At 72.3% G+C, this 26,748-nt stretch carries 19 protein-coding genes; 12 read left to right on the forward strand and 7 right to left on the reverse strand.

The features are described 5' to 3' along the window. Positions 1 to 25 precede the first annotated feature (25 nt). From K3554_RS09390 to K3554_RS09400, 3 genes are read left to right on the forward strand one after another with little or no spacing between them, the layout of a single operon-like run. On the forward strand, positions 26 to 874 hold the full coding sequence (locus K3554_RS09390) for a fumarylacetoacetate hydrolase family protein (protein WP_259939542.1): 849 nt from the start codon (positions 26 to 28) through the stop codon (positions 872 to 874). Then, positions 867 to 1,823: a 2-hydroxyacid dehydrogenase gene (locus tag K3554_RS09395; RefSeq protein WP_259939545.1), complete on the forward strand. Its 957-nt coding sequence runs from the start codon at positions 867 to 869 to the stop codon at positions 1,821 to 1,823. Before K3554_RS09390 ends, K3554_RS09395 begins: the two co-directional genes overlap by 8 nt. Beyond that, on the forward strand, positions 1,816 to 2,934 hold the full coding sequence (locus K3554_RS09400) for a mandelate racemase/muconate lactonizing enzyme family protein (protein ID WP_259939548.1): 1,119 nt from the start codon (positions 1,816 to 1,818) through the stop codon (positions 2,932 to 2,934). The genes K3554_RS09395 and K3554_RS09400 overlap by 8 nt, the downstream gene beginning before the upstream one ends. A gap of 25 nt (positions 2,935 to 2,959) precedes the next feature. On the opposite strand, the gene K3554_RS09405 is transcribed toward K3554_RS09400, so the two are convergent. The 4 genes from K3554_RS09405 to K3554_RS09420 form a co-directional block, all read right to left on the reverse strand. Beyond that, the gene (locus tag K3554_RS09405; protein ID WP_259939551.1) at positions 2,960 to 3,847 is read right to left on the reverse strand and encodes an alpha/beta hydrolase; all 888 of its coding nucleotides are present in this window, start codon (positions 3,845 to 3,847) and stop codon (positions 2,960 to 2,962) included. Further along, on the reverse strand, positions 3,847 to 4,647 hold the full coding sequence (locus K3554_RS09410; RefSeq protein WP_259939552.1) for an SDR family NAD(P)-dependent oxidoreductase: 801 nt from the start codon (positions 4,645 to 4,647) through the stop codon (positions 3,847 to 3,849). Before K3554_RS09410 ends, K3554_RS09405 begins: the two co-directional genes overlap by 1 nt. A gap of 27 nt (positions 4,648 to 4,674) precedes the next feature. Beyond that, positions 4,675 to 4,923, reverse strand: a complete 249-nt coding sequence (locus tag K3554_RS09415) for a hypothetical protein (RefSeq protein WP_259939554.1) — start codon at positions 4,921 to 4,923, stop codon at positions 4,675 to 4,677. A 73-nt stretch (positions 4,924 to 4,996) separates the two neighbouring features. Then, positions 4,997 to 5,680, reverse strand: a complete 684-nt coding sequence (locus tag K3554_RS09420; protein WP_259939555.1) for a TVP38/TMEM64 family protein — start codon at positions 5,678 to 5,680, stop codon at positions 4,997 to 4,999. Between the two features lie 146 nt (positions 5,681 to 5,826). Between K3554_RS09420 and K3554_RS09425 the strand changes: the two genes are divergently transcribed. The 5 genes from K3554_RS09425 to K3554_RS09445 all read left to right on the forward strand — a co-directional run bounded on the left by K3554_RS09425 (position 5,827) and on the right by K3554_RS09445 (position 11,737). Further along, entirely contained in the window at positions 5,827 to 6,426 is a 600-nt protein-coding gene (locus K3554_RS09425) for a GNAT family N-acetyltransferase (RefSeq protein ID WP_259939557.1), read from the forward strand. A gap of 63 nt (positions 6,427 to 6,489) precedes the next feature. Then, positions 6,490 to 7,824, forward strand: a complete 1,335-nt coding sequence (gene aroA, locus K3554_RS09430) for a 3-phosphoshikimate 1-carboxyvinyltransferase (RefSeq protein WP_259939558.1) — start codon at positions 6,490 to 6,492, stop codon at positions 7,822 to 7,824. A 56-nt stretch (positions 7,825 to 7,880) separates the two neighbouring features. Further along, positions 7,881 to 8,549 (forward strand): phosphoribosylformylglycinamidine synthase subunit PurQ, encoded by a 669-nt coding sequence (purQ, locus tag K3554_RS09435; protein ID WP_259939559.1) that lies wholly within the window; start codon positions 7,881 to 7,883, stop codon positions 8,547 to 8,549. Positions 8,550 to 8,607: 58 nt separating this feature from the next. Continuing rightward, positions 8,608 to 10,380 (forward strand): sensor histidine kinase, encoded by a 1,773-nt coding sequence (locus K3554_RS09440; RefSeq protein WP_409197306.1) that lies wholly within the window; start codon positions 8,608 to 8,610, stop codon positions 10,378 to 10,380. Positions 10,381 to 10,405: 25 nt separating this feature from the next. Further along, positions 10,406 to 11,737: a sigma-54 dependent transcriptional regulator gene (locus K3554_RS09445; RefSeq protein WP_259939561.1), complete on the forward strand. Its 1,332-nt coding sequence runs from the start codon at positions 10,406 to 10,408 to the stop codon at positions 11,735 to 11,737. A 16-nt stretch (positions 11,738 to 11,753) separates the two neighbouring features. Here the strand turns inward: K3554_RS09445 and K3554_RS09450 are convergent, their stop codons facing one another. Beyond that, positions 11,754 to 12,815: a zinc-binding dehydrogenase gene (locus K3554_RS09450; protein ID WP_259939563.1), complete on the reverse strand. Its 1,062-nt coding sequence runs from the start codon at positions 12,813 to 12,815 to the stop codon at positions 11,754 to 11,756. 450 nt (positions 12,816 to 13,265) lie between these two features. Between K3554_RS09450 and K3554_RS09455 the strand changes: the two genes are divergently transcribed. From K3554_RS09455 to K3554_RS09470, 4 genes are all read left to right on the forward strand, one after another. Then, the gene (locus tag K3554_RS09455) at positions 13,266 to 16,280 is read left to right on the forward strand and encodes an Rne/Rng family ribonuclease (RefSeq protein WP_259939565.1); all 3,015 of its coding nucleotides are present in this window, start codon (positions 13,266 to 13,268) and stop codon (positions 16,278 to 16,280) included. Positions 16,281 to 16,401: 121 nt separating this feature from the next. Beyond that, entirely contained in the window at positions 16,402 to 17,547 is a 1,146-nt protein-coding gene (locus K3554_RS09460) for a pyridoxal phosphate-dependent aminotransferase (protein ID WP_259939567.1), read from the forward strand. Next, on the forward strand, positions 17,544 to 18,698 hold the full coding sequence (locus K3554_RS09465; protein WP_311200320.1) for an N-acetylmuramoyl-L-alanine amidase: 1,155 nt from the start codon (positions 17,544 to 17,546) through the stop codon (positions 18,696 to 18,698). The genes K3554_RS09460 and K3554_RS09465 overlap by 4 nt, the downstream gene beginning before the upstream one ends. Before the next feature lie 131 nt (positions 18,699 to 18,829). Next, a complete protein-coding gene (locus K3554_RS09470; protein ID WP_259939570.1) occupies positions 18,830 to 21,355 on the forward strand; it encodes a penicillin-binding protein 1A in 2,526 nt (841 codons plus the stop codon). Between the two features lie 101 nt (positions 21,356 to 21,456). Here the strand turns inward: K3554_RS09470 and K3554_RS09475 are convergent, their stop codons facing one another. Together K3554_RS09475 and K3554_RS09480 are read right to left on the reverse strand one after the other, a co-directional pair. Next, positions 21,457 to 25,179: an efflux RND transporter permease subunit gene (locus tag K3554_RS09475; RefSeq protein WP_259939572.1), complete on the reverse strand. Its 3,723-nt coding sequence runs from the start codon at positions 25,177 to 25,179 to the stop codon at positions 21,457 to 21,459. Continuing rightward, positions 25,176 to 26,699 (reverse strand): efflux RND transporter periplasmic adaptor subunit, encoded by a 1,524-nt coding sequence (locus K3554_RS09480; RefSeq protein ID WP_259939574.1) that lies wholly within the window; start codon positions 26,697 to 26,699, stop codon positions 25,176 to 25,178. Before K3554_RS09480 ends, K3554_RS09475 begins: the two co-directional genes overlap by 4 nt. Between the last annotated feature and the right edge of the window lie 49 nt (positions 26,700 to 26,748).

The raw sequence follows: 26,748 nt of genomic DNA on the forward strand, positions 1-26,748 counted from the left end.
CCCACGCCACGCAACGGAGACGCCAATGAAACTCTGCCGCTACGGCAGGCCCGGCCACGAGAAGCCCGGCCTGATCGACCACAACGGCGACCTGCGCGACCTCAGCCGCGAGGTCTCCGACGTCGCGCACGAGGTGCTGAGTGCCAAGTCGCTCGATATCCTGTCGAAGCTCGATCAGATGGCGCTGCCCAAGGTCGAAGGCCCAGTGCGATACGGCCCCTGCGTGGGCGGCATCGGCAAGTTCATGTGCATCGGCCTCAACTACTCGGACCACGCCGCCGAGACCGGCGCGGCGATCCCCGAGCACCCGATCCTGTTCATGAAGGCTAACTCAGCGGTCGTCGGCCCGAACGACGACGTCGTCATGCCCCGCGGCTCCACCCACACCGACTGGGAGGTAGAGCTGGGCGTGGTGATCGGCGAGACCGCGAAGTACGTTTCCGAGGCCGACGCCCTCGACCATGTCGCCGGCTACTGCGTCGTCAACGACGTGTCCGAGCGGCACTTCCAGACCAAGCTCACGGGGCAGTGGACCAAGGGCAAGAGCTGCGACACCTTCGGCCCCACCGGGCCGTGGCTGGTCACGAAGGACGAGGTGGGCGACGTGCAGGACCTCGCCATGCATCTCGACGTGAACGGCGAGCGGATGCAGACCGGCTCGACCTCGACCATGATCTTCACCGTGGCGCAGATCGTCTCGCACCTGAGCCAGATGTTCACGCTGCACCCAGGCGACGTCATCTCGACCGGCACGCCCCCGGGCGTCGGCATGGGGATCAAGCCCGAGCCGCGCTACCTGAAGGCCGGCGACGTGATGGAGCTGGAGATCGAGAAGCTCGGCCGCCAGCGCCAGACCGTGCGCGCCGATGGATAGGGCCCCGCTGCTGCAGATCGGCGAGATCACCGAACGCATGCGCGAGGCGCTGGAGGCGCGCTTCGCCATCGACGTGCTGTTCGAGCAGGCGGACCGCACGGCCTTCCTCGCCGAGCACGGCGCGCGGTACGAGGCGATCCTTACCAACGGGCACTGGGGCGTGCCCGAGGACGTGGCGGCGGCTACGCCGAACGTGCGCGTCATCTCCTCCTACGGCGTGGGCTACGACGCCATCGACGCGGACGCCTACGCCGCGCGCGGCGTGCTGGTGGCCCACACGCCGGGCGTGCTGAACGACGAGGTGGCGGTGACCGCCATCGCGCTCTGGCTCGCCTGCTACCGCCAGATCGTGGCCGCCGACGCGCACGCCCGCTCCGGTGCGTGGGAGGAGGGGGGCTTTCCGCTCACCCGCTCGCCCATGGACCGCCGCGTGGGCATCCTCGGGCTGGGGCGCATCGGCAAGACCATCGCCGAGATGGCAGGCGCCTTCCGGGCAGAGATCCACTACACGGCCCGCTCGCCCAAGGACGTCCCCTGGCAGTTCCACGAGACCCCCGAGGCGCTGGCCGAGGCGGTCGACGTGCTCGTCGTCATCACCCCCGGCGGCGCGGCGACGCGCAACCTCGTGAACGCCGCGGTCCTGCGCGCGCTGGGGCCCGAGGGCTGCCTCGTGAACGTGGCCCGCGGCTCGGTGGTGGACGAGGCGGCGCTGGTGGCGGCCCTGGAGTCGGGCGCCCTGGGCATGGCCGGCCTCGACGTGTTCGAGGCGGAGCCGGTGATCCCGGACGCGCTCAAGCGCATCGAGGGGCGCGTGGTGCTGCTGCCGCACGTCGGCTCGGCCACCCACGAGACGCGGGCCGCGATGGGCGACCTCGCGGTGCGCAACCTCGTGCGGTGGCTGGACGACGGCACGGTCGAGACGCCGGTGCCGGAATGCGCCGGTGGCTGACGCGGGCTTCGCCGCCGGGGCCGCCGGCCCCCGCATCGCCTCCGTCGAGGCGCGGCTCTATGCCGTGCCGCTCGACGAGTTGCTGGTGGACGCCAAGCACGGCGACCACACCCACTTCCAGCTCGTGACCTGCACCGTGCGCGACACCGACGGCTTGGAGGGCACGGGCTACACCTACACCGGCGGGCGCGGCGGCGGCGCGGTCCTCAGCCTGATCCGCGACGACCTCGCACCGTGGCTCGTGGGCCGGTCGGCGGAGCCGGAAGCCATGCACGACGCGATGAACTGGCACATGCACTACGTGGGCCGGGGCGGCATCCTTGCCTTCGCGGTGTCGGCCGTGGACATCGCGCTGTGGGACCTGCGGGGCCGGCGCGAGGGGCGCTCGCTGCTCGCCATGGCGGGCGGCACCGCGGACCGGTGCCGCGCCTATCGGGGGGGCATCGACCTGGGCTACGACGAAGCCGCGCTGGTGCGCGCGCAGGAGGCTGCGGTGGACGCGGGCTTCACCGGCGTGAAGATCAAGGTGGGCCGGCCCCAAGGCGACGACGCCGCCCGCGTGGCTGCGGTGCGCCGAGCGATCGGGCCGGACGTGGCGCTGATGGTGGACGCCAACTACGCGCTAAGCGTGGACGAGGCGATCGCCGTCGCTCCCGAGTTCATGGACCACGACATCCTGTGGTTCGAGGAGCCGACCGACCCCGACGACATCGAGGGCTACGCCGACATCGCCGCCGCCACGGGCTGCCCGCTTGCGATGGGCGAGAACCTCCACACCCTGTGGGAGTTCGGGCGCGCCGTGGATCGGGCCTGCCTCGACTACGTGCAACCGGATGCGTCGAACTGCGGCGGGATCACCGGATGGCTGCGCGTGGCCGAGCTGTGCCGCGCCGAGGGCCTTCCGGTCTGCTCGCACGGCATGCAGGAGCTGCACGTGAGCTTGGTGAGCGCGCAGCCCAATGCAGGGCTGCTGGAGGTCCACGCCTTCCCGATCGACCGCTACACCGAACGCCCCCTCGTCATGGAGGACGGCATGGCGGTGGCACCCGACGAGCCCGGCACCGGCGTCGCGTTCGACTGGGATCAGCTCGCACCGTTCCGGAAGGGCTGACCCCCTTCCTCTGGTAAGAAATACCTCAGGGGGTCCGGGGGACGGCGTCCCCCGTCCGCCCCCGCAGGAACGCCGCCGCCCGGTCCAGCGAGGCGCACCCCTCGTCCCACCACGGCGCCCAGAGCTGCCCCATGTGAAGCAGCCCCTCGGCGACGTGCAACGTCACGTCCGCGCCCGCCGCCGCCGCCCGTTCGGCCAGGAGCACCGCGTCGCCCTCCAGCACCTCGGGCCGGCCCACCTCGATCCAGGTCGGCGGCAGGAGCGACAGGTCGTCGAGCAGGGGCGAGACCTCGGGGTCGGCGGGGTCGAAGTCGCCGAAGGCGGCGCGCGCCAAAGCCGTGTCGCCGGCGTCGTCCACCATCGGGTCGATCGCGCTGGTGGCGGCGCGCGCGCGGTTCAGGCCTGAGCGGTCGGTGTTGGGCGAGAACAGCAGCAGGGCCGGGGGCGGCGTGCCCGCGCGCGCGAGGCGCAGGGCGAGCACGAGCGCGAGGTGCCCACCCGCGCTGTCGCCGGCCAGCACCGGGACCGTGCCGAGCGCCTCGACCGCCGTCATCGCGTCGTCTCGCTGGGCGGGCCAGCGGTGCTCGGGCGCGAGGCGGTAGCGGGGCAGGACCACGCGGCGGCCCGCCTGCGCCGCCAACCGTGCGGCGGGGCGCAGGTGCGTCTCCGGCGCGCCGAAGCCGTAGCCGCCGCCGTGGAGCCACAGCACGGGGGCACCGGTGGCACCGTCCGGCTCCAGCACCGCACCGGCCACGTCAACGCGGACAGCCATGCCGTCCAACGCCTCGGGCACCGGCGCGCCGTCCGTGGCGAGCGCGTGGAAGGCGGCGCGCATCGAATGCGCGTCGCCCTCGATCGGGTGAGCCTCGACCCGGGCGACGATCGCCGCCCGGTCCACCGCGCCCGCGAACATTAGATGTTCATGGACTGCACGGCGCCGCCATCGACGCGCCAGTTCGAGCCGTTCACGAAGCTCGCACGCTCCGAGCACAGGCAGGCCAGCACGAAGGCGACCTCCTCGGGGCGGCCCCGGCGCTTCAGCGACAGGTGCGGGCGCTCCTCCTCGAGGAAGCTCTCGACCGCCTCGTCGAAGCTCTCGCCCCGCTCCTCGGAGCGCTTCTCCATCATGCCGTCGGTCATGTCGGTCTCGATGAAGGCGGGCGCGCAGCAGTTCACCAGCACGCCCTGCTGGGCGTAGACCTGGCTCATGCCCTTCGAGAACGACAGCACGGCCGACTTCGAGGCGTTGTAGACCACCTCGTCGGGGTAGGGCTGGGCCACGTTCTCGGAGGTCACGAACACCACCCGGCCCCAGCCGCGCTTGCACATGCCGGGGATGAACGCCTTGGACATCCGCACCGCGGTCATGAAGTCGGTGTTCCAGGCGTGGTGCCAGTCCTCCTCGGTGATGTCGTCGAGCGGATCGCCCTTGGCGCCCGTCACGCCGGCGCCGTGCACCAGGATGTCGGCCTCCCAGCCGGCGTCCTCGACGGCCTTCGCGACCTTGTCGGCGCCCGCCTGGTCGGAGAGGTCGGCGATCACGGTGACGACCTTGTCGCCCAGCTTGGCGGCGGCCTCGCGCAGCTCCTCCTCGTCGATGTCGGTGAGCACGAGGTTGCAGCCCTCGGCCTCGAGCAGCTTGGCGGTCTCGAGGATCATGTCGCCGGCGGCGCCGCTCAGCACGGCCGTGCGGCCGGAAATCTTCAGGTCCATGGTGGGGTCTCTCGCTTCGGGAAGGTGTCAGGCGTCGGAGTCGGCGCGGGCGATGAGGCTCTTGGCGTTGGGCACCACGAGGTACGTGATCAGCGGCACCGTCAGCGCCGTGGTGATCAGCGTGCGCACGAAGGTGGGCACCTCGAGATCGCCCGTGAGGTAGGTCATCAGCGTGACGGTCGGGTATACCGCGAGCCAGATCAGCCCCATCAGCATGAGCCGGTGGCGCGTCTGATGCGGATCGCGATCGCTTGTGATGTCGGTCTCGCGGGTCATGGGCGCGCCTCCGGGAAGGCAAGCGCGGGCGCGCGCGAAGGTTCCGCGCCGGGGAGCGGCGCGCTGTCACGCCTCAGGCCCCGTCGAAGCCCGCCCGTCGCAGCTCCACGCGTGCCCGGCGGATCATGACGAGGATCAGGAGGCCCAGCAGCGTCAGCCCCCCCGCCGCGACCACGAGCTTCGCGCGGTCGGCCCCGGCGGCGGCCAGTCCGCCCATCTCGCCCACCCACACCATCGCCAGCGTGCCCGGCGCGAGGCCCACGAGGGTGGCCGCGAGGTAGGGTCCGATGCGCACGCCGGTGAGGCCCAGGAGGTAGTTCTGCAGCGTGAACGGCAGGATCGGCGTGACCCTCAGCAGCGCCACGAAGAGGAAGCCGTTGCGGCGCACCGCGCGGTCGGCGGCGGCCACGCGCGGACCGTCGAAGCGGCGCAGCATCGGCCCGCGCAGCCAGCGCCGCGTGGCCCACCACGGCAGCACGCATCCAACGAGCGAACCCAGAAGCGACAGCGGCACGCCCCACCAGCCGAAGGCGAGACCGCCCGCCACGCTCATGGCCGCCGCCGGCAAGGGCAGCACCACGACACCGGCATAGGCAAGGACGAACACCACCCAGCCCATCGCCCCGTGGCTCTCGACCCACTGGCGGAGCGGCACCACCCAGCCCTCCCACGGCAGCATCCAGATGCCCGCCGCCAGGAGGACGAGCAGGGCCGGCCAGAGCCAGGCCGATGCCTTCAGGGTGCGGGCGTGACGCATCGCGGCGCTATAGAGGCGCGGCGAGGCTTGGAAAAGGGCTGCGCTGCGAGGGGAATGCGTTTGCGCCCGGCGGCGGGGCAGGGGGGCGACACCGCCCCGCCGCGCACGCCCTCGCGCCCGGCCGCCCGGCGCGCTACGCGGGGCGCATGACCGAACCGCTCCCCCGAGGCCTCCACCCCGTCGCCCCCGGCGATCTGGCCACCGTCGTCACGCACCTGGAGCTGCGCGCGCGGCCCGCGCCGCGCCCTGCGCCCTCGCTGCCGCTCGCGCTGCGCCCCGTCCCGTCGCCCGCGTCGGACTGGTACCGCGCCCTGTTCCGCCGGGTGGGCGAGGACTGGCTCTGGCAGTCGCGCCTCGCGATGGAGGACGGGGACCTGCGGGCAGTCCTCGACGACCCGGCGGTGGCCGTGTTCGCGCTGGACCACGAGGGCCGCGAGGCCGGCCTGCTGGAGCTGGACTTCCGCGAGGCGCCCGACGCCGAACTGGCCTTCTTCGGCGTGGTCCCCGCCCTGCAGGGCACCGGCGCCGCGCGGTGGCTGATGAACGAGGCCCTCCGCCTGGCCTTCGAGCGCCCCCTGCGCCGCCTCCGGCTTCACACCTGCACGCTGGATCATCCCCGTGCGCTGGACTTCTACCGCCGCACCGGCTTCCGCCCCGTCGCGCAGGAGGTGGAGGTGCTGCGCGACCCCCGCCATGCGGGCGTGCTGGCGCGGAACGCCGCGCCCCACGTGCCGATGTTCGGGTAGGGGCGCGGTGGACCCCGCCCGCGCCGCGCGCTAGTCGCCGCCGCGACAAGGAGCGCCCCTGCCATGACCCATGATGCCGCCCCCGCGCCGCTGACCGCGCACCCCTCGGAGCCCCTGCGCGGCGAGGCCCGCGTACCGGGCGACAAGTCGATCTCGCACCGCGCGCTGATCCTCGGCGCCATGGCCGTGGGCGAGACCCGCGTGACCGGCCTCCTGGAGGGCGAGGACGTGCTGGCCACCGCGCGCGCCATGCGGGCTTTCGGCGCCACCGTGGAAAAGCGCGGCGAGACGTGGCACGTCCACGGCGTCGGCACCGGGGGGCTGCTGGAGCCCGAGGACGTCGTCGACTGCGGCAACGCCGGCACCGGCGTGCGCCTCTTGATGGGCGCCGCGGCCACCCACGGCTTCGCGGTTACCTACACCGGCGACGCGAGCCTGCGGTCGCGCCCCATGGCCCGCGTGACCGACCCGTTGTCGCTGTTCGGCGCACGCAGCTTCGGCCGGTCGGGCGGGCGCCTGCCGATGACCGTGGTGGGCGCTTCGGACCCGGTTCCGGTTCGGTATGCCACTCCGGTGCCCAGCGCGCAGGTGAAGTCTGCGGTGCTGCTGGCAGGCCTCAACGCCCCCGGCGAGACCGTCGTGATCGAGCGCGAGGCGACGCGCGACCACTCCGAGCGGATGCTGCGCGGCTTCGGCGCCCACGTGGAGACGGAGGCGACGAACGAGGGCCACGTGATCCGCCTCGAGGGTCGACCCGAGCTGCGTCCGCAGAACGTCGCAGTCCCGCGTGATCCGTCCTCCGCCGCGTTCCCGGTCTGCGCCGCGCTGATCGTGCCCGGCTCCGACGTGCTGGTTCCGAACATTGGCCTCAATCCCACGCGCGCGGGCCTGTTCGAGACCCTGCGCGAGATGGGTGCCGACCTCACCTACGAGAACGAGCGCGAGGAGGGCGGCGAGCCCTGCGCCGACCTGCGCGCCCGCTTCTCGCCCGCGATTCGCGGCATCGAGGTGCCGCCCCACCGCGCGGCCTCGATGATCGACGAGTACCCGATCCTCTCGGTGGTCGCGGCGAACGCGGAAGGCACCACCGTGATGCGCGGCGTCTCGGAGCTGCGGGTCAAGGAATCGGACCGCATCGACGCCATGGCCACCGGGCTGCGGGCCTGCGGCGTCCAGGTGCGCGACGGCGCCGACTGGTGGGAGGTGGACGGCCGCGGGGCAGGGGGCGTCGAGGGCGGCGCCACGGTCGCGGTGCATCTCGACCACCGCATCGCCATGAGCTTCCTCGTGTGCGGACTGGCCGCCAAGCGCGCCGTGACTGTCGACGACGGCGCCGCCATCGCCACCTCGTTCCCGGGTTTCGTGCCGCTCCTGCGGGGCCTCGGCGCCCCGCTCTGACAGCTACACATCCCGCCTGCGCCGCGCTATGGGCGGCGCCAGCAAGGAGCCCGCCCATGAAAGCCGCCGTCCTCGTCTTCCCCGGGTCGAACTGCGACCGCGACCTCGCCGTAGCCTTCCGGCAGGCGGGCTTCACGGTGGAGATGGTCTGGCACAAGGAGACCGCGCTGCCCGCGGGCACCGACGTGGTGGGCGTGCCGGGCGGCTTCTCCTACGGCGACTACCTGCGCTGCGGCGCCATCGCCGCGCGCTCGCCCGTGTCCGAGGCCCTGCGCGCCCACGCCGAGCGCGGCGGCTACGTGCTGGGCCCGTGCAACGGCTTCCAGATCCTGTGCGAGATGGGCCTCCTGCCCGGCGCGCTGCTGCGCAACGCCTCGCTGAAGTACATCTGCGACACCGTGGCCCTGCGGGTCGAGACCGCTGACAGTGCGTTCACCGCCGGGTATGCCAAGGGCGCGACGATCCGCATCCCGATCGCCCATCACGACGGCAACTACACCGCCGACCGCGACACCCTGCGGCGCCTCGACGGCGAGGGTAGGGTGGCGTTCCGCTACCTCGACGCGCCCAACGGCGCGGTGGACGACATCGCGGGCGTGCTGAGCAAGAACCGCCGCGTCCTGGGGATGATGCCGCACCCCGAACGCGCGGTCGAGGCGGCGCACGGCAACACCGATGGTGCCGTCATGTTCCGGGGGCTGGCCGAGGCGCTGGTCGCGGCCTGAAGCGCCTGCGCGACCGCGGCGCTTGAACCCACACCCCCCCGCGCGGTATCCGCGCCCCATGTTCACGCGCGACGTCACCGGGCGCAGGATCGCGCAGGAGCGGCTCTTCCCGGGCCTGCCGGGAACCGTCCGCGTCATGATCGCCGTCAGCCTCGCCGTGCTGGTGGCCGTGGTCTGGATCGCCAACGCCTTCCTTACGGAGCGCTTCGTGGAGGCCACGCGCCAGCGCGCCGAGCTGCGCCAGTCGCTCTATGCCGGGGCGATCCTGTCGGAGCTGCAGCGCAACTCCGTGGTGCCGCTTCTGCTGGCCCGCGATCCCACGCTGATCACCGCGCTGCAGGCGCGCGACTTCTCGGCCTCCTCGCAGCGGCTGATCTCGTTCGTCGACGAAATCGGCTCCGCCGCGCTCACCCTCATGGACACCGAGGGCCGCGTGGTGGCCGCCACCGACCGCGCCGAGCTGGGCGCGAGCTACGGCGACGCGCCGTTCTTCGCCGAGGCGATCCGCGGATCGGATACGGTGTTCACCCTCAACCCCACCCCCGGAGGCGCCTATCAGGCCAGCTTCAGCCGCGAGGTGCGCGACGGTGCGACCTCGCTCGGGGTGATCCAGGTCGAGGTCGACCTCGCCCAGTTCGAGCGGCGCTGGCGCGGCACCACCGCCGCCGTGGTGGTGACCGACGCCTCGGGCCGCGTCATCATCTCGACCGAGCCGCGCTGGCGGGGCCAGGCGCTGGGCCAGGCGCTGGCCTCGCTGTCGGTGCCCACCGCGCTGGAGCGGGCGCTCCAGTCCGCGGGCGCCTTCGGTCCGGGCGTGGACGAGGGGTTCTTCTCGTCCACCGCGCTGATGCAGCTCGAGACGCGGGTGCCGTTCCGCGGCTGGCGGCTGGTGTCGTTCACCTCCTACGAGAGCGTGCGCGAGCGGGTGAACGGCGTGCTCGCCCTCATCATCACCGTCTTCGCGCTGCTTCTGGCGTTGGGCTTCTACCTCTTGAACCGGCGCGCCACGATGCGCTCGCTGGGCTTCCAGCGGGAGTCGGCCGCCCTGCGCGCCCTCAACGACCGCCTGTCGGCCGAGATCGCTGAGCGGCGGCGCGTGGAGGAGGAGCTGAAGGTCACCGAGCAGAGCCTCGCACAGTCCTCGAAGCTGGCCGCGCTCGGCGAGATGTCGGCCGCGGTGTCCCACGAGCTGAACCAGCCGCTGGCCGCGATGAAGACCTACCTCGCGGGCGCCAAGCTCCTGCTCCAGAGGCGGCGACCCGACGAGGCGCTGTCGAGCTTCCAGCGCATCGACGACCTGATCGAGCGCATGGGCGCCATCACGCGGCAGCTGAAGTCCTACGCGCGCAAGGGCGACCAGGCCTTCGAGCGCTTCGACATGCGCGATGCCGTGGCCGCCGCCCTGGCGCTGATGGAGCCGCAGCTGCGCCAGCACAAGGTGCGCCTGACCCAGGCCGTTCCGAACCACCCCGTCTGGATCGAGGCCGACCGTCTGCGGCTGGAGCAGGTCGTGATCAACCTCGTGCGCAACGCCCTCGACGCCATGCTCGGCGCCGAGGAGCGCGAGCTGGAGATGTTGTTATCGCATGGCGACGAGGCTGTGCTCACGGTGCGCGACACGGGCCACGGCATCACCGACCGCGAACAGCTGTTCGAGCCGTTCTACACGACCAAGGCCCCCGGAGAGGGCACGGGGCTGGGGCTGGCCATCTCGTCCGGGATCGTGAAGGACATGGGCGGACGCCTCACGGCACGAAACTCGACGCGGGGCGGCGCCGTTTTCGAAGTGCGGCTACCTTGCGTGGACAAACGGGTGGACGCGGCAGAGTAGGTCCGCCCGCCGAACAGGAGGCCCCATGGCCGAACAGATGCGCATCGCCATCGTCGACGACGAGCAGGACATGCGGCAGTCGATCAGCCAGTGGCTGGCGCTGTCGGGGTTCAAGACCGAGACCTTCGCCTCGGCCGAGGACGCCCTGCGCCAGATCGGCGCCGACTATCCCGGGATTGTGATCTCGGACATCCGAATGCCCGGCATGGACGGCATGGCGTTCCTCAAGCGGCTCATGTCGTCGGACAGCTCGCTGCCCGTGATCATGATCACCGGCCACGGCGACGTGCCCATGGCTGTGGAGGCCATGCAGCTGGGCGCCTACGACTTCATGGAGAAGCCGTTCAATCCCGACCGCCTGACCGACCTCGCGCGGCGCGCCGCGCAGGCCCGCAAGCTCACCTTGGACAACCGCGCCCTGCGGCGCGAGCTGTCCGACGGCACCGTGCTCATGCGCAAGCTGATCGGCACCTCGCCCGCCATGGAGCGGCTGCGCGAGGACATCCTCGACCTCGGACAGGCCGACACCCACGTGCTGATCGACGGCGAGACCGGTACCGGCAAGACCCTCGTGGCGCATGCGCTCCATGCCGTCGGCCCCCGCGCGGGCAAGACCTTCAGCCTCGTGAGCTGCGCCGCCCTCGGCGAGGAGGAGCTGTCGGCCCGGCTCTTCGGCCCCTGCCAGGACGGCCTGCCGCTGGTCGAGGAGGCCCGCGGCGGCACGCTGGTGCTCGAGGACATCGAAAGCCTGCCCAACACGCTCCAGGCGCGCCTCCTGACCTTCATCAACGACCAGGGCGTGCCCGCCGAGACGCGCATCGTGGCCATCGCCAACGCGTCCGACCCCTCGGGCTCCTGCGAGGAGTCGCTTCGCACCGACCTGTTCTACCGCCTCGCCGCCATGCGCCTGAACCTGCCGCCCCTGCGCGCGCGGGGCGAGGACGTGCTGACGCTGTTCACCCACTACGCCGAGACCTTCGGCGACGAGTATGGCGCGACGCCCCCGCAGCTGACCGCGCAAGAGGCCGCGCAGCTGCTGCAGGCGCCCTGGCCGGGCAACGTGCGCCAGCTCATCAACCTCGCCGAGCGCGCCGTGCTCCAGCAGCGGCGCGGCACGGGCTCGATCTCCTCGCTGCTCATGGCCGACACCGAGGAGCAGGGGCAGACGCCGCAGGTCACCACCGAGGGCAAGCCGCTGAAGGAGTACGTGGAGGCCTTCGAGCGGATGCTGATCGACAACGCCATGCGCCGTCACCGCGGCTCGATCCAGTCGGTGATGGACGAGCTGTCGCTGCCGCGCCGGACGCTAAACGAGAAGATGGCCAAGCACGGGCTCAGCCGGTCGAACTACCTCTAGGCGTCCCGGACCCTAGTCAGTCCGCGACACGCAGCGCGATTTTGCCCACGTGCGCCTTGGCGGCGAAGGCCTCCTGCGCCGCGGCGATCTCGCGCAGCGGGAAGGTCCGGGCCACCACCGGGGCGAGGCGGCCCGACTCGATGTGGGCCACGAGGGCGGCGAACACCTCCGGCGGCTGGTGGGTGCAGCCGAGGAGGGTCAGGTCGCGCAGGTAGAGCGTGCGGAGGTCCAGCTCCACCACGGGTCCGGCGATGGCGCCCGCGGTGGCGAGGCGGCCGCCCCGGCGCAGCGCGTCGAGCAGGAGCGGCCAGCGCGCGCCGCCCACGAGGTCGATCACGCAGTCGAAACCGCCCTCGGGCAGGGCCGCGTCCCGCCCCACGACCTCGGTGGCCCCGAGCGCGCGCACCGCGTCCGCCTTCGCGGGCGAGGAGACGGCGACGACCTCGGCCCCGCGTAGCGCGGCGAGCTGCACCGCCGCCGCGCCCACGCCCCCCGAGGCGCCGGTGACGAGCACCCTCTCACCCTGCGCCAGCTCGGCACGCGCGAGCATCCCCTCGGCGGTGGAGTAGGAGCAGGGAAACGACGCCAGTTCCGCGTCGGTCATGTCCGACCGTACGGCGTAGGCGTCGCGGGCGGGCGCGGCGACGTACTCGGCGAAGGTGCCGTCGCGCTCGGAGCCCAAGGTGTGCAGTGCCATCGGATCGGGGTCGCCGAGGGGCTGGTGCATCGGGCGCAGGACGACGCGCTCGCCAATGCGGTCCAGGTCCACGCCCTCGCCCACGGCGGCGATGCGCCCGCAGCCGTCCGCCCCCTGCACGCGCGGGAAGCGCAGCGCGCCGCTCCAGCCGCCGGCCTCCACGGTGCCTGCGCCCGCCCCATCGGTCGCACCGCGCACCGCGCGGGCGTACCAGCCCACGCGGGTGTTGATGTCGGTGTTGTTCACGGCCGCCGCGCCCACCCGCACCAACACCTCACCGGGCGCGGGGCGCGGCACCGGGAGATCGTCGCGCCCCTGGAGCATCTCGGGGCCGCCATGGCCGAGCAGCACCACGCCGCTCATGGTGTCGGGAAGGGTCATGGGGGCGTCTCCTCGCGGGTCCGTCCTCGTGCCTGCACGGCTCCGAGGAGGCGCGCAACCGTGCCGGAGCGGCGGAGCGGGGGCGATTCCGATTGCGCCCCGAGCGGATTCGTTCCTAAGGTGCCGCACGGTCGTGCCCGCGGACGCTCGCGGGTCGGGACCGGTTCGGATTCTCCTCCGCGCAGTTCGGCCCTCGCACGTGGCCATGCCCGAGAGGAGCGTTTTGGGGCTCCGCGCCCCGGAAGACACGCCCGGCCCGCCGGGCACGTGAACGGGCTCGCGGCACGCGCCACGGGCCGAGGTGAAGCGCGATGACGCATGGGCAGTACAGGCTGGACGGGAGGCGGGCGATCCGTCTCGCGCATGCCACTGCCGCGTCCGCAAAAATTGGACAGGTCCGCACGCTCGCGCCCCCCGGGGCGTCGCCTGCGTTCGGCCTGCAAGGAACACATGGCGAAGAAAATGCTGATCGACGCCACCCACCCGGAAGAGACCCGGGTCGTGGTGGCGGATGGGAACCGCGTCGAGGAATTTGACTTCGAGAGCCTGAACAAGCGTCAGCTTGCGGGCAACATCTACCTGGCCAAGGTCACGCGCGTGGAGCCCTCGCTCCAGGCCGCGTTCATCGACTACGGCGGCAACCGGCACGGCTTCCTCGCCTTCAGCGAGATCCACCCCGACTACTACCAGATCCCCAAGGCCGACCGCGACGCGCTGCTCGCCGAGGAGCGCGCCTACGCCGCGCAGCAGGCGCGCCAGCAGGAGACCGAGGACGACGCCGACGCCGCCGAGATCGAGGAGGACGCGGAGGCCGCCGCGGACGCCGACGCGGCCGAGGAGGGGGGCGAGGACAAGCCCAAGCGCAAGTCCCGCTCGCGCAGCCGCCGCAAGAAGAAGCCGTCCGGGGACGGAAGCCCCGACGCGCAGGCGGGCGGCGAGGTCCCCGAGGGCGCGGGCGAGCCCGCCGAGGCCGCGCTGCCCGGCGGCGACGTGCCCGAGGCCGTGTCCGGCACCGGCGCCGAGCTGAGCGAGGCGGCCGAGGCCGCGGACGAGCGCGAGACGGCGCCCGAGGGTGGGGACGACGCCCCCGAAGACGGCAACGACGACCCGGACCGCACCATCGCGGAAGGCGCCGGCCTCGAGGACGAGACCGTGGGCGAGGGCGACGCGCCCGAAGCGCCGGCCGCCGAAGACGAAGCACCCAAGGTCGACGCGGAAGGAGCCCCCGAGGCCGCCGCGCCCGCCGGCATGGACGTGGTGGAGCTGGCCGACGGCTCGGGCGACGCCTCGGACGACGCCAGCCCGATGGAGGACCCGGCGCCGCGCAAGCGCTCGCGCCGCCGCTCCTCCTCGTCGAAGCGCTCGGCCGCCGAGAAGGACGACCGCGTCGAGACCGTGGCCGACGACGACGAGCCCGAGGAGGTCCGTCCCGTCCCCAAGCCGCGCCCGCGCCGCTACAAGATCCAGGAGGTCGTGAAGGTCCGGCAGATCATGCTGGTGCAGGTCGTCAAGGAGGAGCGCGGCAACAAGGGCGCCGCCCTCACCACCTACCTCAGCCTCGCGGGCCGCTACTGCGTGCTGATGCCCAACACCGCGCGCGGCGGCGGCATCTCCCGCAAGATCACCAACGCCGCGGACCGCAAGAAGCTCAAGGAGATCGCCTCCGAGATCGAGGTGCCCGCGGGCGCCGGCCTGATCGTGCGCACCGCAGGCGCCAAGCGCACCAAGACCGAGATCAAGCGCGACTACGAGTACCTCCTGCGCCAGTGGGAGCAGATCCGCGAGCTGACCCTCCGGTCGATCGCGCCCGCGCCGATCTACGAGGAAGGCAACCTCATCCACCGCTCGATCCGCGACCTCTACAGCCGCGACATCGACGAGGTGATCGTGGAAGGCGCCGAGGGCTACCGGCAGGCCAAGGACTACATGAAGCTCATCATGCCGTCCCACGCCAAGAACGTGCGGCACTACGCCGACCCGATGCCGCTCTTCGCGCGCCACGGGGTCGAGAACTACCTCGACTCGATGTTCAACCCGACCGTGCAACTGAAGTCGGGCGGCTACATCGTGATCGGCATCACCGAGGCGCTGGTCGCCGTGGACGTGAACTCGGGCAAGGCCACGAAGGAGGGCTCCATTGAGGAGACCGCCCTCAAGACCAACCTCGAGGCCTCCGACGAGGTGGCCCGCCAGATGCGCCTGCGCGACCTCGCCGGGCTCATCGTGATCGACTACATCGACATGGACGAGCGCAAGAACAACGCCGCCGTGGAGAAGCGCCTGAAGGATGCGCTGAAGAACGACCGCGCGCGCATCCAGGTGGGCCGCATCTCGGGCTTCGGCCTTCTGGAGATGTCGCGCCAGCGCCTGCGCCCGGGTATGCTCGAGGCGACCACGCAGCCCTGCGCCCACTGCCACGGCACGGGCCTGATCCGCTCCGACGACTCGATCGCGCTGCAGGTGCTGCGCGCGCTGGAGGAGGAGGGCACCCGCAAGCGCTCGCGCGAGGTGCTGGTGAAGCTGCCCGTGAAGGTGGCCAACTACTTGATGAACGAGAAGCGCGAGCACCTCGCCACGATCGAGGCGCGCTACGACATGGCGGTCCGCATCGAGGCCGACCCCTCGCTCTCGGGCACGGACTTCCATCTCGAGAAGTTCAAGACCGCGACGCGCGTCGTGCCGAAGGCGCTGGCGAACGTCGTGCAGCTCGACACGTCTTGGACCCCCGAGGGCGGCGAGGTCGAGGACGAGGATGACGTCGCCGACGAGGCCGCGGAGGACGACGCCGCTGAGGCCGCCGAAAGCTCCGACGACGGGGCCGAGGACGCCGACGGCTCGGACGACGGCGAGGGCCGGCCCAAGAAGAAGCGTCGCCGGCGCTCGCGCCGTCGCGGCGGCAAGGGCGGCGGCTCGGGCGACAACGGCTCGGACGAGGACGACGCGGGCGGGCAGGGCGACGAGGGCGAGGCCGACGCCAAGGCGCCCGAGGCGGCCCCGCAGGACGAAGAGGCGCCGAAGCGCAGCAAGTCGCGCACCCGCGTCCGCAGCCGGGGCAAGTCCTCCGGCGACGAAGGGTCGGACGACGGCTCTGCGGCGCAGGACGACGCGCCGCAGGCGGCGGATGCCACGCCCTCCGAAGCTCCGGCTGCGGAGGAGGCCCCCGCGGCGGAGGCGGCCGACGAAGCCAAGCCCGACGACGCCAAGCCCAAGCGGCGCCCGCGTGCGCGCGCCAAGGCCCCGGCGCCGACGGCCTCGCCCGAGGTCGCTGATGCGGCCGAGGCGGCGGACGCCGCGTCGGAGCAGTCCGGCGAGGCGCAGCCCGAGGCGGCGCCCGAACCCGAGCCCGAAGCGTCCGAGGAGCAGGCACCCGCCGAGGCCGCGGACACTCCGTCCGAGGCCCCCGCGGAGGCCGCCGAGGCGCCCGAGGAGCCCAAGAAGCGCGGCTGGTGGTCGTTCGGCCGCTGAGGCCGGCGACGATCCGCGCGATTCGCGCCCCGGCACTGCCGGGGCGCTTCGCGTTCCGCCCCCGCCGTTGACGGCCCGAGGCGCGCCCGGCATGGATCGCGCGCAGGCAGGAGGACACGGGATGAGCGGCAGGGGCGTCTCGGGGCGGTCGGCGGTCGACCCCTTCATCGTCATGGACGTGATGGAGCGCGCTCGCGCCGCTGAGGCGGCAGGCCGCTCCGTGATCCACATGGAGGTCGGCCAGCCCGGCACGCCCGCGCCCGCCGCCGCCCGCGCGGCGCTCGCCCGGGAGATGGAGCGCGGCAGCCTCGGTTACACCGTGGCGCTCGGCCTGCCGGAGCTGCGGGCGCGCATCGCCCGCCTCTACGCGGAGTGGTACGGCGTCGACCTCGACCCCCACCGCGTGGTCGTGACCGCAGGCTCGTCGGCGGCGTTCCTATTGGCCTTCACCGCACTCTTCGACGCGGGCGACCAGGTCGGCCTCGGCCTGCCGGGCTACCCCTCGTACCGCCAGATCCTGCGCGCCCTTTCGCTGAAGCCGGTGGGTATCGAGACCCGCTCCGAGGACCGCTTCCAGCCGCGCGCCGCCGACATGGCGGGGCTGGACGGCGTCATCGTCGCGTCCCCCGCGAACCCCACCGGCACCATGCTGGACACGGACGCCCTGCGCGCCCTGATCGAGGGCGCGCGCGAGGCCGGGGCCCACTTCGTGTCGGACGAGATCTACCACGGCATCCAGTACGGCGGCCGCGCCGTCTCGGCGCTGGAGATCTCGGACGACGTCACCGTCATCAACTCGTTCTCGAAGTACTTCTCCATGACCGGCTGGCGCATCGGCTGGATGGTCGTGCCCGAGGCGCACGTACGCACCTACGAGCGGCTGGCCCAGAACATGTTCATCTGCGCCCCCCACGCCAGCCAGATCGCCGCGCTCCACGCGATGGACGCCGAGGGCGAGCTGCAAGCCAACCGCGCGGTCTACGCCGAGAACCGCCGCCTGATGCTGGAGGGGCTGCCCCACGCGGGCTTCGACCGCATCGCGCCGCCCGACGGCGCGTTCTACGTCTACGCGGACGTCTCGCACCGCACGGACGACAGCCTCTCGCTGGCGGGGCGCATCCTCGACGAGGCGGGCGTCGCCGTCACTCCGGGGCTGGACTTCGACCCGGGGCGCGGCGCGGGCACGCTGCGCTTTTCCTACGCCCGTGCCACCGAGGACATCTGCGAAGGGCTGGAGCGCTTGCGCCGCTTCGGAGACGCGTGGTGATCCGGCTCCTCGCGCTCCTGGCAACGATGGCCCTGCCGGCGGCGGCGCAGGACTTCGTGGCCCGCGCCGTGGTCGACCCGGCCGGCAGCGCGGTGGAGGTGGACGCGGACGAGGCCACGCTGCGCCTCGCGCTGTCGCAGCCCGTGCCGTGGCGCGTGGGGGTGCGGCTCGACCCGCCGCGCCTGACGTTGGACCTGTCCGAGGGTGACTTCTCGGGCCTGGAGGCGGACGCGCTGGGCGAGGGCGCGCGCTGGGGCCGCGTGGGGCCGGGGCGCACGCGCCTCGTGGTGCCGCTGCCCGCGCCGATGGGCGTGGCCGAGGCAGGCATGGAGACGGACGGAGGCGGCGCCGTGATCCGCGTGCGCCTCGACCGCGACGTGGAGCCGGTGGTCCGCCCCGAATCCGGAGCGCCCACGGTTTCCTTGCGTGCCCGCGAACGGGCGCCGGGCGGCCCGTTGGTGGTGGCGCTCGATCCGGGCCACGGCGGCGTCGATCCCGGCGCCGAGCGTGGCGGGGCGCGCGAGGCGCGGCTGATGCTCCGCTTCGCGCGCGAGCTAGCCGAGGTGCTGCGCCGCTCCGGCCATCATGTGGTGCTGACCCGCGAGGCCGACGAGTTGGTCTCGCTCCGGGGCCGCGCGAGCGTGGCGCGGGCGGCGGGTGCGGACGTGATGATCTCGCTCCATGCCGACGCCGTGGAGGGAGGCGGCGCGTCGGGCGCCACGGTCTACACCCTCGCACCCGAGGACGGCGACGCCATCACGGCGGAGCTGGCGCAGCGGCAGGCCCGCGGCGACCGTCTCCTCGGCGTGGAGCTGGAGGACCGGGGCGACGAGATCGCAAGCGTCCTCATCGACCTCGCCCGGGCCGAGACAGCGCCGCGCGCCGAGACGCTGGCCGGCTCGCTGGTGCAGGCGCTGCGGGCGGCGGGGCTGGCCCTGCACAAGCGCCCGCGCCTCGGGGCCGAGTTCACCGTGCTCAAGACGCCGGATATCCCCACCGTGCTCCTGGAGCTCGGCTTCATGTCCGACCCCCGCGACCTGCAGAACCTTCTGAGCCGCGACTGGCGCGCGCGCATGGCCACGGCCGTCGCGCGGGGCATCGACGCCTGGGCTGTGGCCGACGCCGCCGAGGCCGAGCGCCGGCGGCGCTGAGCCGCCCGTTCCTCGGTGCGCGGTTGCGCGCGCTTCCGGCAGCCGCGCCCCGATGCTAAGGGGGGAGCCGGGAACCCCAGACATGGTGGGACGGAACGATGGTGCGGGCAGCAGGCAACGCCGTTTGGGGCGTGTTCATGTTCATTCTCTCGACGATCGGGGGCATCTTCTCGGCGGTCACGCTGGGCGTGGTCGCGCTGGCGCTCACGATCGGCGCGATCCTGTGGATGTACGGCCGCGACCTGCCCAACCACGAGCAGCTCGCCCAGTACACGCCCCCCACGATCAGCCGCATCTACTCGGGCGAGGGGCGCATGATCGACGAGTTCGCTCAGGAACGCCGCCTCTTCGCCCCCGCCGAGGAGATACCCGCCCTCGTGAAGGAGGCGTTCATCTCCGCCGAGGACAAGAACTTCTACGTCCACGCCGGCTACGACCCTGTGGGCATGGTGAAGGCGGCCGTGGATGCCGCCCGCGGCGGCCGCCTGCGCGGCGCCTCGACCATCACCCAGCAGGTGATGAAGAACTTCCTGCTGTCCTCGGACCGCTCCGCCGAGCGCAAGGTGAAGGAGATCATCCTCGCCAGCCGCATCGAGGAGACGCTCGACAAGGAGGGCATCCTGGAGCTCTACCTCAACGAGATCTTCCTCGGGCAGAACAGCTTCGGCGTGGCCGCGGCCGCGCAGACCTACTTCAACAAGTCGCTCGACGAGCTGACCATCGGCGAGGCGGCCTACCTCGCGATCCTGCCCAAGGCGCCGTCCAACTACCATCCCGTGCGCCAGGCCGAGACCGCCATCGAGCGGCGCAACTTCGTGCTGCGCGAGATGTGGGAGAACGGCTACATCACTCGCGGCGAGATGGAGGAGGCGCAGCGCGAGCCGCTCCTGACCGTGCAGTCCGGCCACTACCCGCCGTTCCGCGCCTCGCTTCCTGACCGCGACTACTTCACCGACGAGATCCGCCGCCGGCTCGTGCAGGACTTCGGCGAGGAGGCGTTCTTCACCGAAGGGTTCTCGGTGCGCGCCACCGTGGACGCCGAGATGCAGGAGGTGGCGGCGCTCGCCCTGCGCGAGGCGCTGGAGAAGTACGACCGCTCGCGGGGCGTCTGGCGCGGCACCGACGAGACGATCCCCGCCGAGACCCTCGGCGACGAGGCGCTCTGGCGCGAGGCGCTGTCGAAGGCCGACGTGGCCCGCGACGTCGATCTCGACGGCCGCTGGCACCCCGCGGTGGTGCTGGACGTGGCAGACCAGACTCTGACGGTGGGGGTCGAGGACGGGCCCGCATCGGCCGGCGTCCCGCGCTCCGACATCCAGTGGATGCGGGGCGACTTCTTCGCCAACTTCGAGCCCGGCGACGTGGTGCACGTGCGCCCCGAGGGAGACGGCTGGTCGCTGCGCCAGATCCCCGAGGTGCAGGGCGGGTTCATGGCGATGGACGTTAACACGGGCCGCGTGCTCGCGATGCAGGGCGGCTTCTCCTACCAGGACTCGGTGTTCAACCGCGCCACGCAGGCCACACGTCAGCCCGGCTCGAGCTTCAAGCCCTTCGTCTACGCCTCGGCGCTCGACTCGGGCTACCAGCCCAACACCATCGTGGTGGACGCGCCGATCGAGATCGAGGCCGGCGACGGCTCCGTGTGGCGGCCCAAGAACGCGTCCAACCGGTTCTACGGCCCCTCGCCGCTGCGCACCGGTATCGAGCGCTCGCGCAACCTGATGACGGTGCGCCTCGCGCAGGACGTGGGCATGAACGTGGTGGCCGAGTACGCGGAGCGGTTCGGCGTCTACGACGACATGCCCGAGCTTCTGGCCAACTCGCTGGGGTCGCAGGAGACCACGCTGTTCAAGATGGTGGCCGCCTACGCGATGTTCGCCAACGGCGGCGAGCGGGTGGAGCCCACGCTCGTGGACCGCATCCAGGACCGCTACGGCCGCTCGGTCTATCGGCACGACCAGCGGGTCTGCACCGACTGCGAGCAGTTTGCGTCGCTCAGCGACGGCTACGGCCCGCGGATCGTGTCGAACCGCGACCGGGTGATGGACCCGATCACCGCCTACCAGCTGACCTCGATGATGCGCGGCGTGGTGGAGCGCGGCACCGCCTCCAAGACGGTGAACCTGCCCGTGCCCATCGCCGGCAAGACCGGGACCACCAACGACGCCAAGGACGTGTGGTTCGTGGGCTTCTCCTCGACCATCGCGGCGGGCTGCTACATCGGCCACGACCAGCCCCGCTCGCTGGGCTCGGGCGCCTCGGGTGGCGGCATGTGCGGCCCGGTGTTCCAGCGCTTCATGACCGAGGCGATCCGGAAGTACGGCGGCGGCGACTTCGAGGTGCCCCCGGGCGGACACTTCGTGAAGATCGACCGCTATACCGGCGCGCGCCTGCCCGACTCCGCGACCGGGGAGCACGTGGTCTCGGAGTACTTCCGCGACGGAGAGTCGCTCATGGCCGGCTTCGCCGGGGGCTCGGTGGTGATCGACGGCGGCTTCGCCATGGCGGGCGACCTTCCGCTGTTCGGCCGCGGCGAGAGCGACGACAGCGACGGCGGCGGCGTCGAGGCCAAGCAGGTGCAGACCTCCACGGGCCGCCGCGTGGTGGTGCCGCCGCGGGCCTCGTTCGGATCGCTGTCCTCGGGCGGGCTCTACTAGGGACCGCCGCCCCGATCGGAGTGCTTGGTTGAAGGTACGAGAAGGGGCCCCGAACGCCGGTTCGGGGCCCCTTCTTCGTCGCCGCGCCTTCGGAATGCAGCCTATTCCGCGGCGCGGAGCGGCGGCGACGGCGGGGCGGTCTCCTCGGCGGCGGGGGTCACGAGGCGTGCCGGCGCGGCGGCGGCAGCGGCCTCCGCCACGTCCTCCTCGGCCCAGAGCAGAAGCGGCGCGCGCACGCGGCGGGCCTTGCGGCGCAGCGCCCGGTCCCGGGCGACCCGGCTGCCCCGGCCCATCCCGACGTAGCCCAGCAGCGCCGCGAGCTTCAGCGCGTAGACCGCCAGCCAGACCCGCACCGCCAGCATCGCCGGCGTGAACAGCAGCGTCAGGACGGTCGCGACCCCGAGTCCCCAGACCACCGCCGTCGCGAGCTGGATCCACCACAGCGAGGTGGGCGAGCCGATCGAGTAGCCGCCCGCCAGGAAGTCCACGGAGATGCCGAACATCATCGGCATCAGGCCCGCCATGGTCGTGAGCGTGGTCAGGAGCACGGGGCGGATGCGGTCCTCGGCGGTGCGGGTGATCGCCTCGATCCGGGGCATGTAGCGGGCGTATTCCTGGAAGGTGTCGATCAGCACGATGTTGTTGTTCACCACGATCCCGGCCAAGGCCACGATCCCGGTGCCGGTCATGATGATCGAGAACGCCTGGTCCATGACCAGCATCCCGATCAGCACGCCGGTGGTGGACAGCACCACCGCCAGCAGCACGAGCACGGCGTTGTAGACCGAATTGAACTGCGCGAGCAGGATGATGAACATCAGCCCCAGCGCGCCCATGAAGGCGGTCTGCAGGAACGCCTGGCTCTCGGCCTGCTCCTCCTGGTCGCCGGTCCACTCATAGCTCACGCTCGCGGGCAGGCGCTCCTCGATCAGCGGCGTCAGCGCCTCGATCCGTTCTGTCGCGGTGAGGGGCAGGGCGGCGAGGTCGGAGCCGGCGGCCTCGTCCTCGCGCACGATGGCCTGCGTCGCGCCCGCGCCGTCCACCAGCTTCACCAGCCCCGGCGCCACGTCCGCCTTCACGTCGAAGTAGCGCTCGCCGCCCTCGCGGTCGATCTGGGCGAGGCGCGGCACGGGGCGGCGCTCGATGAAGTTCGCGAGGGGGACCAGTCCGTCCGAGGTCCGCACCTTCAGGCTGTCGAGGGTGGACAGCACGCGGTCCTCCTCGGGCAGGCGCACGCGGATCTCGATCTCCTCGTCTGAGCTGTCGACGCGCATGGTGTCCAGCAGGATGCCGCGCGTCACGAGCTGCACCATGGCGCCCACGGTGGCCACGTCGGCGCCGAAGCGGCCCGCCTTCTCGACGTCGACGTCGATCTCCCAGTCGATGCCGGGCAGGGGCAGGGTGTCCTCCACGTCGACGACGCCGGGGGTGGCCTCGAACAGCGCGGCCATCTCGGCGGTGATGGCGCGCAGGGCCTCCCAGTCGCTGCCCCGGAGGCGCAGGTGGATCGGCTTGCCCTGCGCTGGGCCGCGATCCTGGGCGGACAGGTCGACCTTCACGCCCGGCATCTCGCGCAGGCGCGCGAGCAAGGCGTCGGCGATGCGGTCGCCGTCGAAGGCCGGATCCACCACGGTCTTGTTCACGGTGAAGAGGCCGGCGACGCTGAACCAGGGCTCCTCGACGGTGGGCCGCTCCTCCCATGGGATCATCTCGATCTGGACCTGGCCGATCGTGTCGCCGGGTGCGCCGGCCCCGCCCGCGGGCCCGCCGGTGCTCAGGCCGCCGTCGCCGGCGAAGGCGAAGGCCGAGCGGATGCCGGGGGTGGCCAGCACGATGGCCTCGGCCTCGCGCAGCAGCGCATCCTTTTCCTCGAGCGAGAGGTTGCCGCGCGCGCGCACGTAGATGTTGGCGTTCTCCAGTTCGCTGTCGACGAAGAACTCCACTCCGTTGTTCTCGCGCCCGAAGATGCCGAAGGTCGTCACCACGGCGAAGCCGACGATGCCGATCGCGACGAGGGGGCCGATCGGGTTGCCCACCATCAGATGCACGGCCCGGCCGAAGAGCGAGCGACGATAGCCCGCCTCGACCCGGCGCGGCTTGCGGTGCCAGCGGATCGAGCCGAGCGTGGTCGCCAGAGCGAAGCATGCGAACACGAAGGCGACGGCGCCGGGCAGCGAGTGGACGAACCGGACCTCGGAGGCAGGGATCGGCAGGAGGTAGGACGGGTTCAGCGTCTGGAGGATCGCCACCGCCAGCGCCCAGGCCGAGGCGGCCGCCAGCACGGCGCGCACGATCCAGGGCACGTGGGCGCGCAGGGCGCCGGCGCCGGTGTCGAAGAGGCGCGTCAGCCGCCCCGCCACGCCGCCGAGCACGGGCAGGTAGACGAGGGCCACCACGAGCGAGGCCGACAGCACGAAGATCAGCGTGACGGGCAGCATTCCCATGAATTCGCCGGGCACGCCGGGCCAGAACAGCATCGGCAGGAACGCGCAGAGCGTGGTCGCGGTGGAGGAGACCACGGGCCAGAACATGCGCTTGGCCGCCTCGGTGTAGGCCGCCATCGGGCCGGAGCCTTCCGAGATGCGTCGGTCGGCGTACTCGACCACCACGATGGCGCCGTCCACCAGCATGCCGACGGCGAGGATCAGGCCGAACATCACGATGTTGGAGATGGTGATGCCCATCACGGCGAGCAGCGCGAAGCACAAGAGGAACGAGGTGGGGATCGCGAAGCCCACCAGCAGGGCGGACCGGGTGCCCAGCGTGGCGAGGACCACGATCATCACCAGCGCGATGGCCGTCAGCACCGACCCCTCGAGCTGCGTGACCATGGACTTCACGGTGCGCGACTGGTCGAGCGTCACCTGCACGTCCACGGCCTCGCGCAGTTCCGGCGGCCAGGTCGCCACCTCGGCGGCCACCTCGGCGCGGACGGCGGCGGCCGTGTCGATGATGTTGAAGCCCTTCCGCTTCACCACCTGCAGCGCGACGGTCGTCTCGCCGTTGTAGCGCGCGGTGCCCTCGCGGTCCTCGAAGGTCAGCCGGATCTCCGCCAGGTCGCCCAAGGTCACCACCCGGTCGCCGGAGCGCTTCACCGGGAGGTCGTAGACGTCGCGCGGCTCCTCGAAGGAGCCGGGGATCTTGACCGGGAACGCGCCGCTCGCCGTCTCGACCGAGCCGGTGGCGACCAGGAGGTTGTTGTTGTTGACGGTGTCGATCAGCTCGCCGGCGGTGACGTTGTAGCTCTCGAGCGCGAGAGGGTCGATCAGCACCTCGAGCATCTCGTCGCGGTGCCCGGCTAGCCCGGCCTCCAGCAGCGCGCTCATGCCCTCCAGCCGGTCCTGCAGGTCCTTGGCGAGGCGCAGGAGCGTGCGCTCGGGCGCCAGTCCCGAGAGCGAGACGATCAGGATCGGGAACTCCGAGAAGTTGATTTCGTCGATGGTGTACTGCTCGGCGCCGTCCGGAAACTCGGTCTCGGCCTGGTTCATCTTGTCGCGCACGTCGGCGATGGTGGCGGACTTGTCCCAGCCGAACTCGAACTCGAGGAAGATGCCGGCGTAGTTCTCGGAGGCGGTGGCGGACATGCTCTTTAGGCCGTCCAGCTCCTTGAGGCGGGTCTCCATCGGCTTCACGAGCAGCTTCTCGCTGTCGGACGCGCTGATGCCGGGGAAGGGGACCGACACGAAGATGCCGGGGATGTCGATGTCCGGCTCACCCTCCTTCGGCAGGTTCACGTAGGAGAAGGTGCCCGCGAGCACTGAGAGAACCACGAAGGCCAGCACCATGCGCGCACGCGTGGCGGCCCAGTCGATGATGCCGGTCATTGGGTCGGCTCCGCCGCGGCGCCGCGGAAGGTCGCCTGCACGGGCACGCCGTCGGTCACGTATTCCTGCCCCACCACGATCACGTCCGCCTCGTCCTCGAGACCCGCGACCAGCACGCCCTCGGCCGAGTCGCGCACGAGGTCGACGGGCGCGAAGGCGGCGCGGCCGTCCTCGATCACGCGCACGCCCAGGGTGCCGGCATCGTTCAGCGTCAGCGCCGAGGCGGGAAGCTGATGGGCGCGGATGGGATCGGTGCGGATCACGATCTCGACCGTCTGGCCCCCGCGCAGCAGGAGGTCGGGGTTCGGCACGGTCACCTCGGTGCGGAACGTGCGGGTGGTCTCGTCGGCAGAGCGCGACACGAAGGCGACGCGGCCCGCGACCTCGCGCCCCGAGGCGAGGCGCGCGCCGGCGGGGGCGCCGGCCTCCACGCGGGCGACCTGCGCCTCGGGCAGGAAGCCCACAAGCTTGATCGGGTCGAGCAGGACGACCGTGGCGCAGGGCGAGCCGGGCTGCAGCAGGGCGCCCAGCTCGGCCGTGTCGGTCTCCAAGAGGCCGTCGAAGGGGGCCGTGATGGCGAGCTTGGCGATGTCGAGCCGGGCGTTCTCCACGGCAGCCTCGGCGGACTGCACCGCGGCTTCGGCGGCGGCCAGGCCGGCGCGGGCGTTCTCGACCCCGGCCTCGGCGGCCACGACCCCGGCTTCGGCGCTCTCGATCTGGGCGAGCGCACCCTCGATCACCGCGCGGGCGCTCTCGATGTCGGCCTCCACCGATTCGAGCCCGGTGCGCGCGGCGGCGACCCCGGCCTCGGCGGCGCGCAGGGCGGCGTCGGCGTTGGCGACGCGGGTCTGCGAGGCGAAGCCGTCCTCGCTCAAGCGCGCGGCGGCGTTTTGGTTGATGCGGGCCTCCTCGAGCCGGGCCTCGGCCTCGGCGATGCGGGCTCTGGCATCGGCGCGGCCCGCCTCGGCCACGGTGACGCGGGCGCGGACCTCGGGAAGGCGGGCCTTGGCCTCGCGCAGGCGGGCGCCCGCCTCGGGGCGGCGCGCCTCGGCCTCCATGATGCGCGCCTCGGCCTCGGGGATACGCGCGCGGGCCTCGGCGAGACCGGCCTCTGCCTCGGTGACCGCCGCCACGCGGCTGCCGGGGTCCAGTTCGCACAGGGTCTCGCCGGCTTCCACGAAGGTGCCCTTGCGCAGGGGCTCCGAGACGATCGTGCCCGAGGTCTCGGACGACACCACGACTTCGCGCGCCGGGGCGGTCTGGCCGCGCACCATCACGGCGTCCTCGACCTCGCGCGCGACCGAGCGCAGGGCGACCACGTGGACGGCGCGCGCCGCCTCGCCCGCGCCCTCCTCCAGGATCGACGACGGCGCCTCGGCGACCACGGACGCCGCCACGGCGGTCTCTTCGCCGTCGCCCGTGACCGCACGGGCCCAATCGAGCAGGGCCTCGCGCTGCAGCACGAGGAAGAACAACGCGACGCAGACGGCGACCGCGAGAAAGACGGAAAACGGGCGCATGGGCGTCTCGCACGGCAGGGTCCGCTGCCAGCACCGCGCTGAACGGACC

The sequence above is a fragment of the Jannaschia sp. W003 genome (assembly GCF_025144335.1).
Taxonomy (GTDB): Bacteria; Pseudomonadota; Alphaproteobacteria; order Rhodobacterales; family Rhodobacteraceae; genus Jannaschia.

Excerpts from the sequence above, each read along its gene's own strand:
- K3554_RS09445 (WP_259939561.1), top strand. The coding sequence starts at position 10,406 with ATGGCCGAACAGATGCGCATCGCCATCGTCGACGACGAGCAGGACATG.
- K3554_RS09425 (WP_259939557.1), top strand. The coding sequence starts at position 5,827 with ATGACCGAACCGCTCCCCCGAGGCCTCCACCCCGTCGCCCCCGGCGAT.
- K3554_RS09480 (WP_259939574.1), bottom strand. The coding sequence starts at position 26,699 with ATGCGCCCGTTTTCCGTCTTTCTCGCGGTCGCCGTCTGCGTCGCGTTG.
- K3554_RS09395 (WP_259939545.1), top strand. The coding sequence starts at position 867 with ATGGATAGGGCCCCGCTGCTGCAGATCGGCGAGATCACCGAACGCATG.
- K3554_RS09415 (WP_259939554.1), bottom strand. The coding sequence starts at position 4,923 with ATGACCCGCGAGACCGACATCACAAGCGATCGCGATCCGCATCAGACG.
- K3554_RS09475 (WP_259939572.1), bottom strand. The coding sequence starts at position 25,179 with ATGACCGGCATCATCGACTGGGCCGCCACGCGTGCGCGCATGGTGCTG.
- K3554_RS09405 (WP_259939551.1), bottom strand. The coding sequence starts at position 3,847 with ATGTTCGCGGGCGCGGTGGACCGGGCGGCGATCGTCGCCCGGGTCGAG.
- K3554_RS09450 (WP_259939563.1), bottom strand. The coding sequence starts at position 12,815 with ATGACCCTTCCCGACACCATGAGCGGCGTGGTGCTGCTCGGCCATGGC.
- K3554_RS09420 (WP_259939555.1), bottom strand. The coding sequence starts at position 5,680 with ATGCGTCACGCCCGCACCCTGAAGGCATCGGCCTGGCTCTGGCCGGCC.
- K3554_RS09390 (WP_259939542.1), top strand. The coding sequence starts at position 26 with ATGAAACTCTGCCGCTACGGCAGGCCCGGCCACGAGAAGCCCGGCCTG.
- K3554_RS09410 (WP_259939552.1), bottom strand. The coding sequence starts at position 4,647 with ATGGACCTGAAGATTTCCGGCCGCACGGCCGTGCTGAGCGGCGCCGCC.
- K3554_RS09460 (WP_259939567.1), top strand. The coding sequence starts at position 16,402 with ATGAGCGGCAGGGGCGTCTCGGGGCGGTCGGCGGTCGACCCCTTCATC.
- aroA (WP_259939558.1), top strand. The coding sequence starts at position 6,490 with ATGACCCATGATGCCGCCCCCGCGCCGCTGACCGCGCACCCCTCGGAG.
- K3554_RS09440 (WP_409197306.1), top strand. The coding sequence starts at position 8,608 with ATGTTCACGCGCGACGTCACCGGGCGCAGGATCGCGCAGGAGCGGCTC.
- K3554_RS09455 (WP_259939565.1), top strand. The coding sequence starts at position 13,266 with ATGGCGAAGAAAATGCTGATCGACGCCACCCACCCGGAAGAGACCCGG.
- purQ (WP_259939559.1), top strand. The coding sequence starts at position 7,881 with ATGAAAGCCGCCGTCCTCGTCTTCCCCGGGTCGAACTGCGACCGCGAC.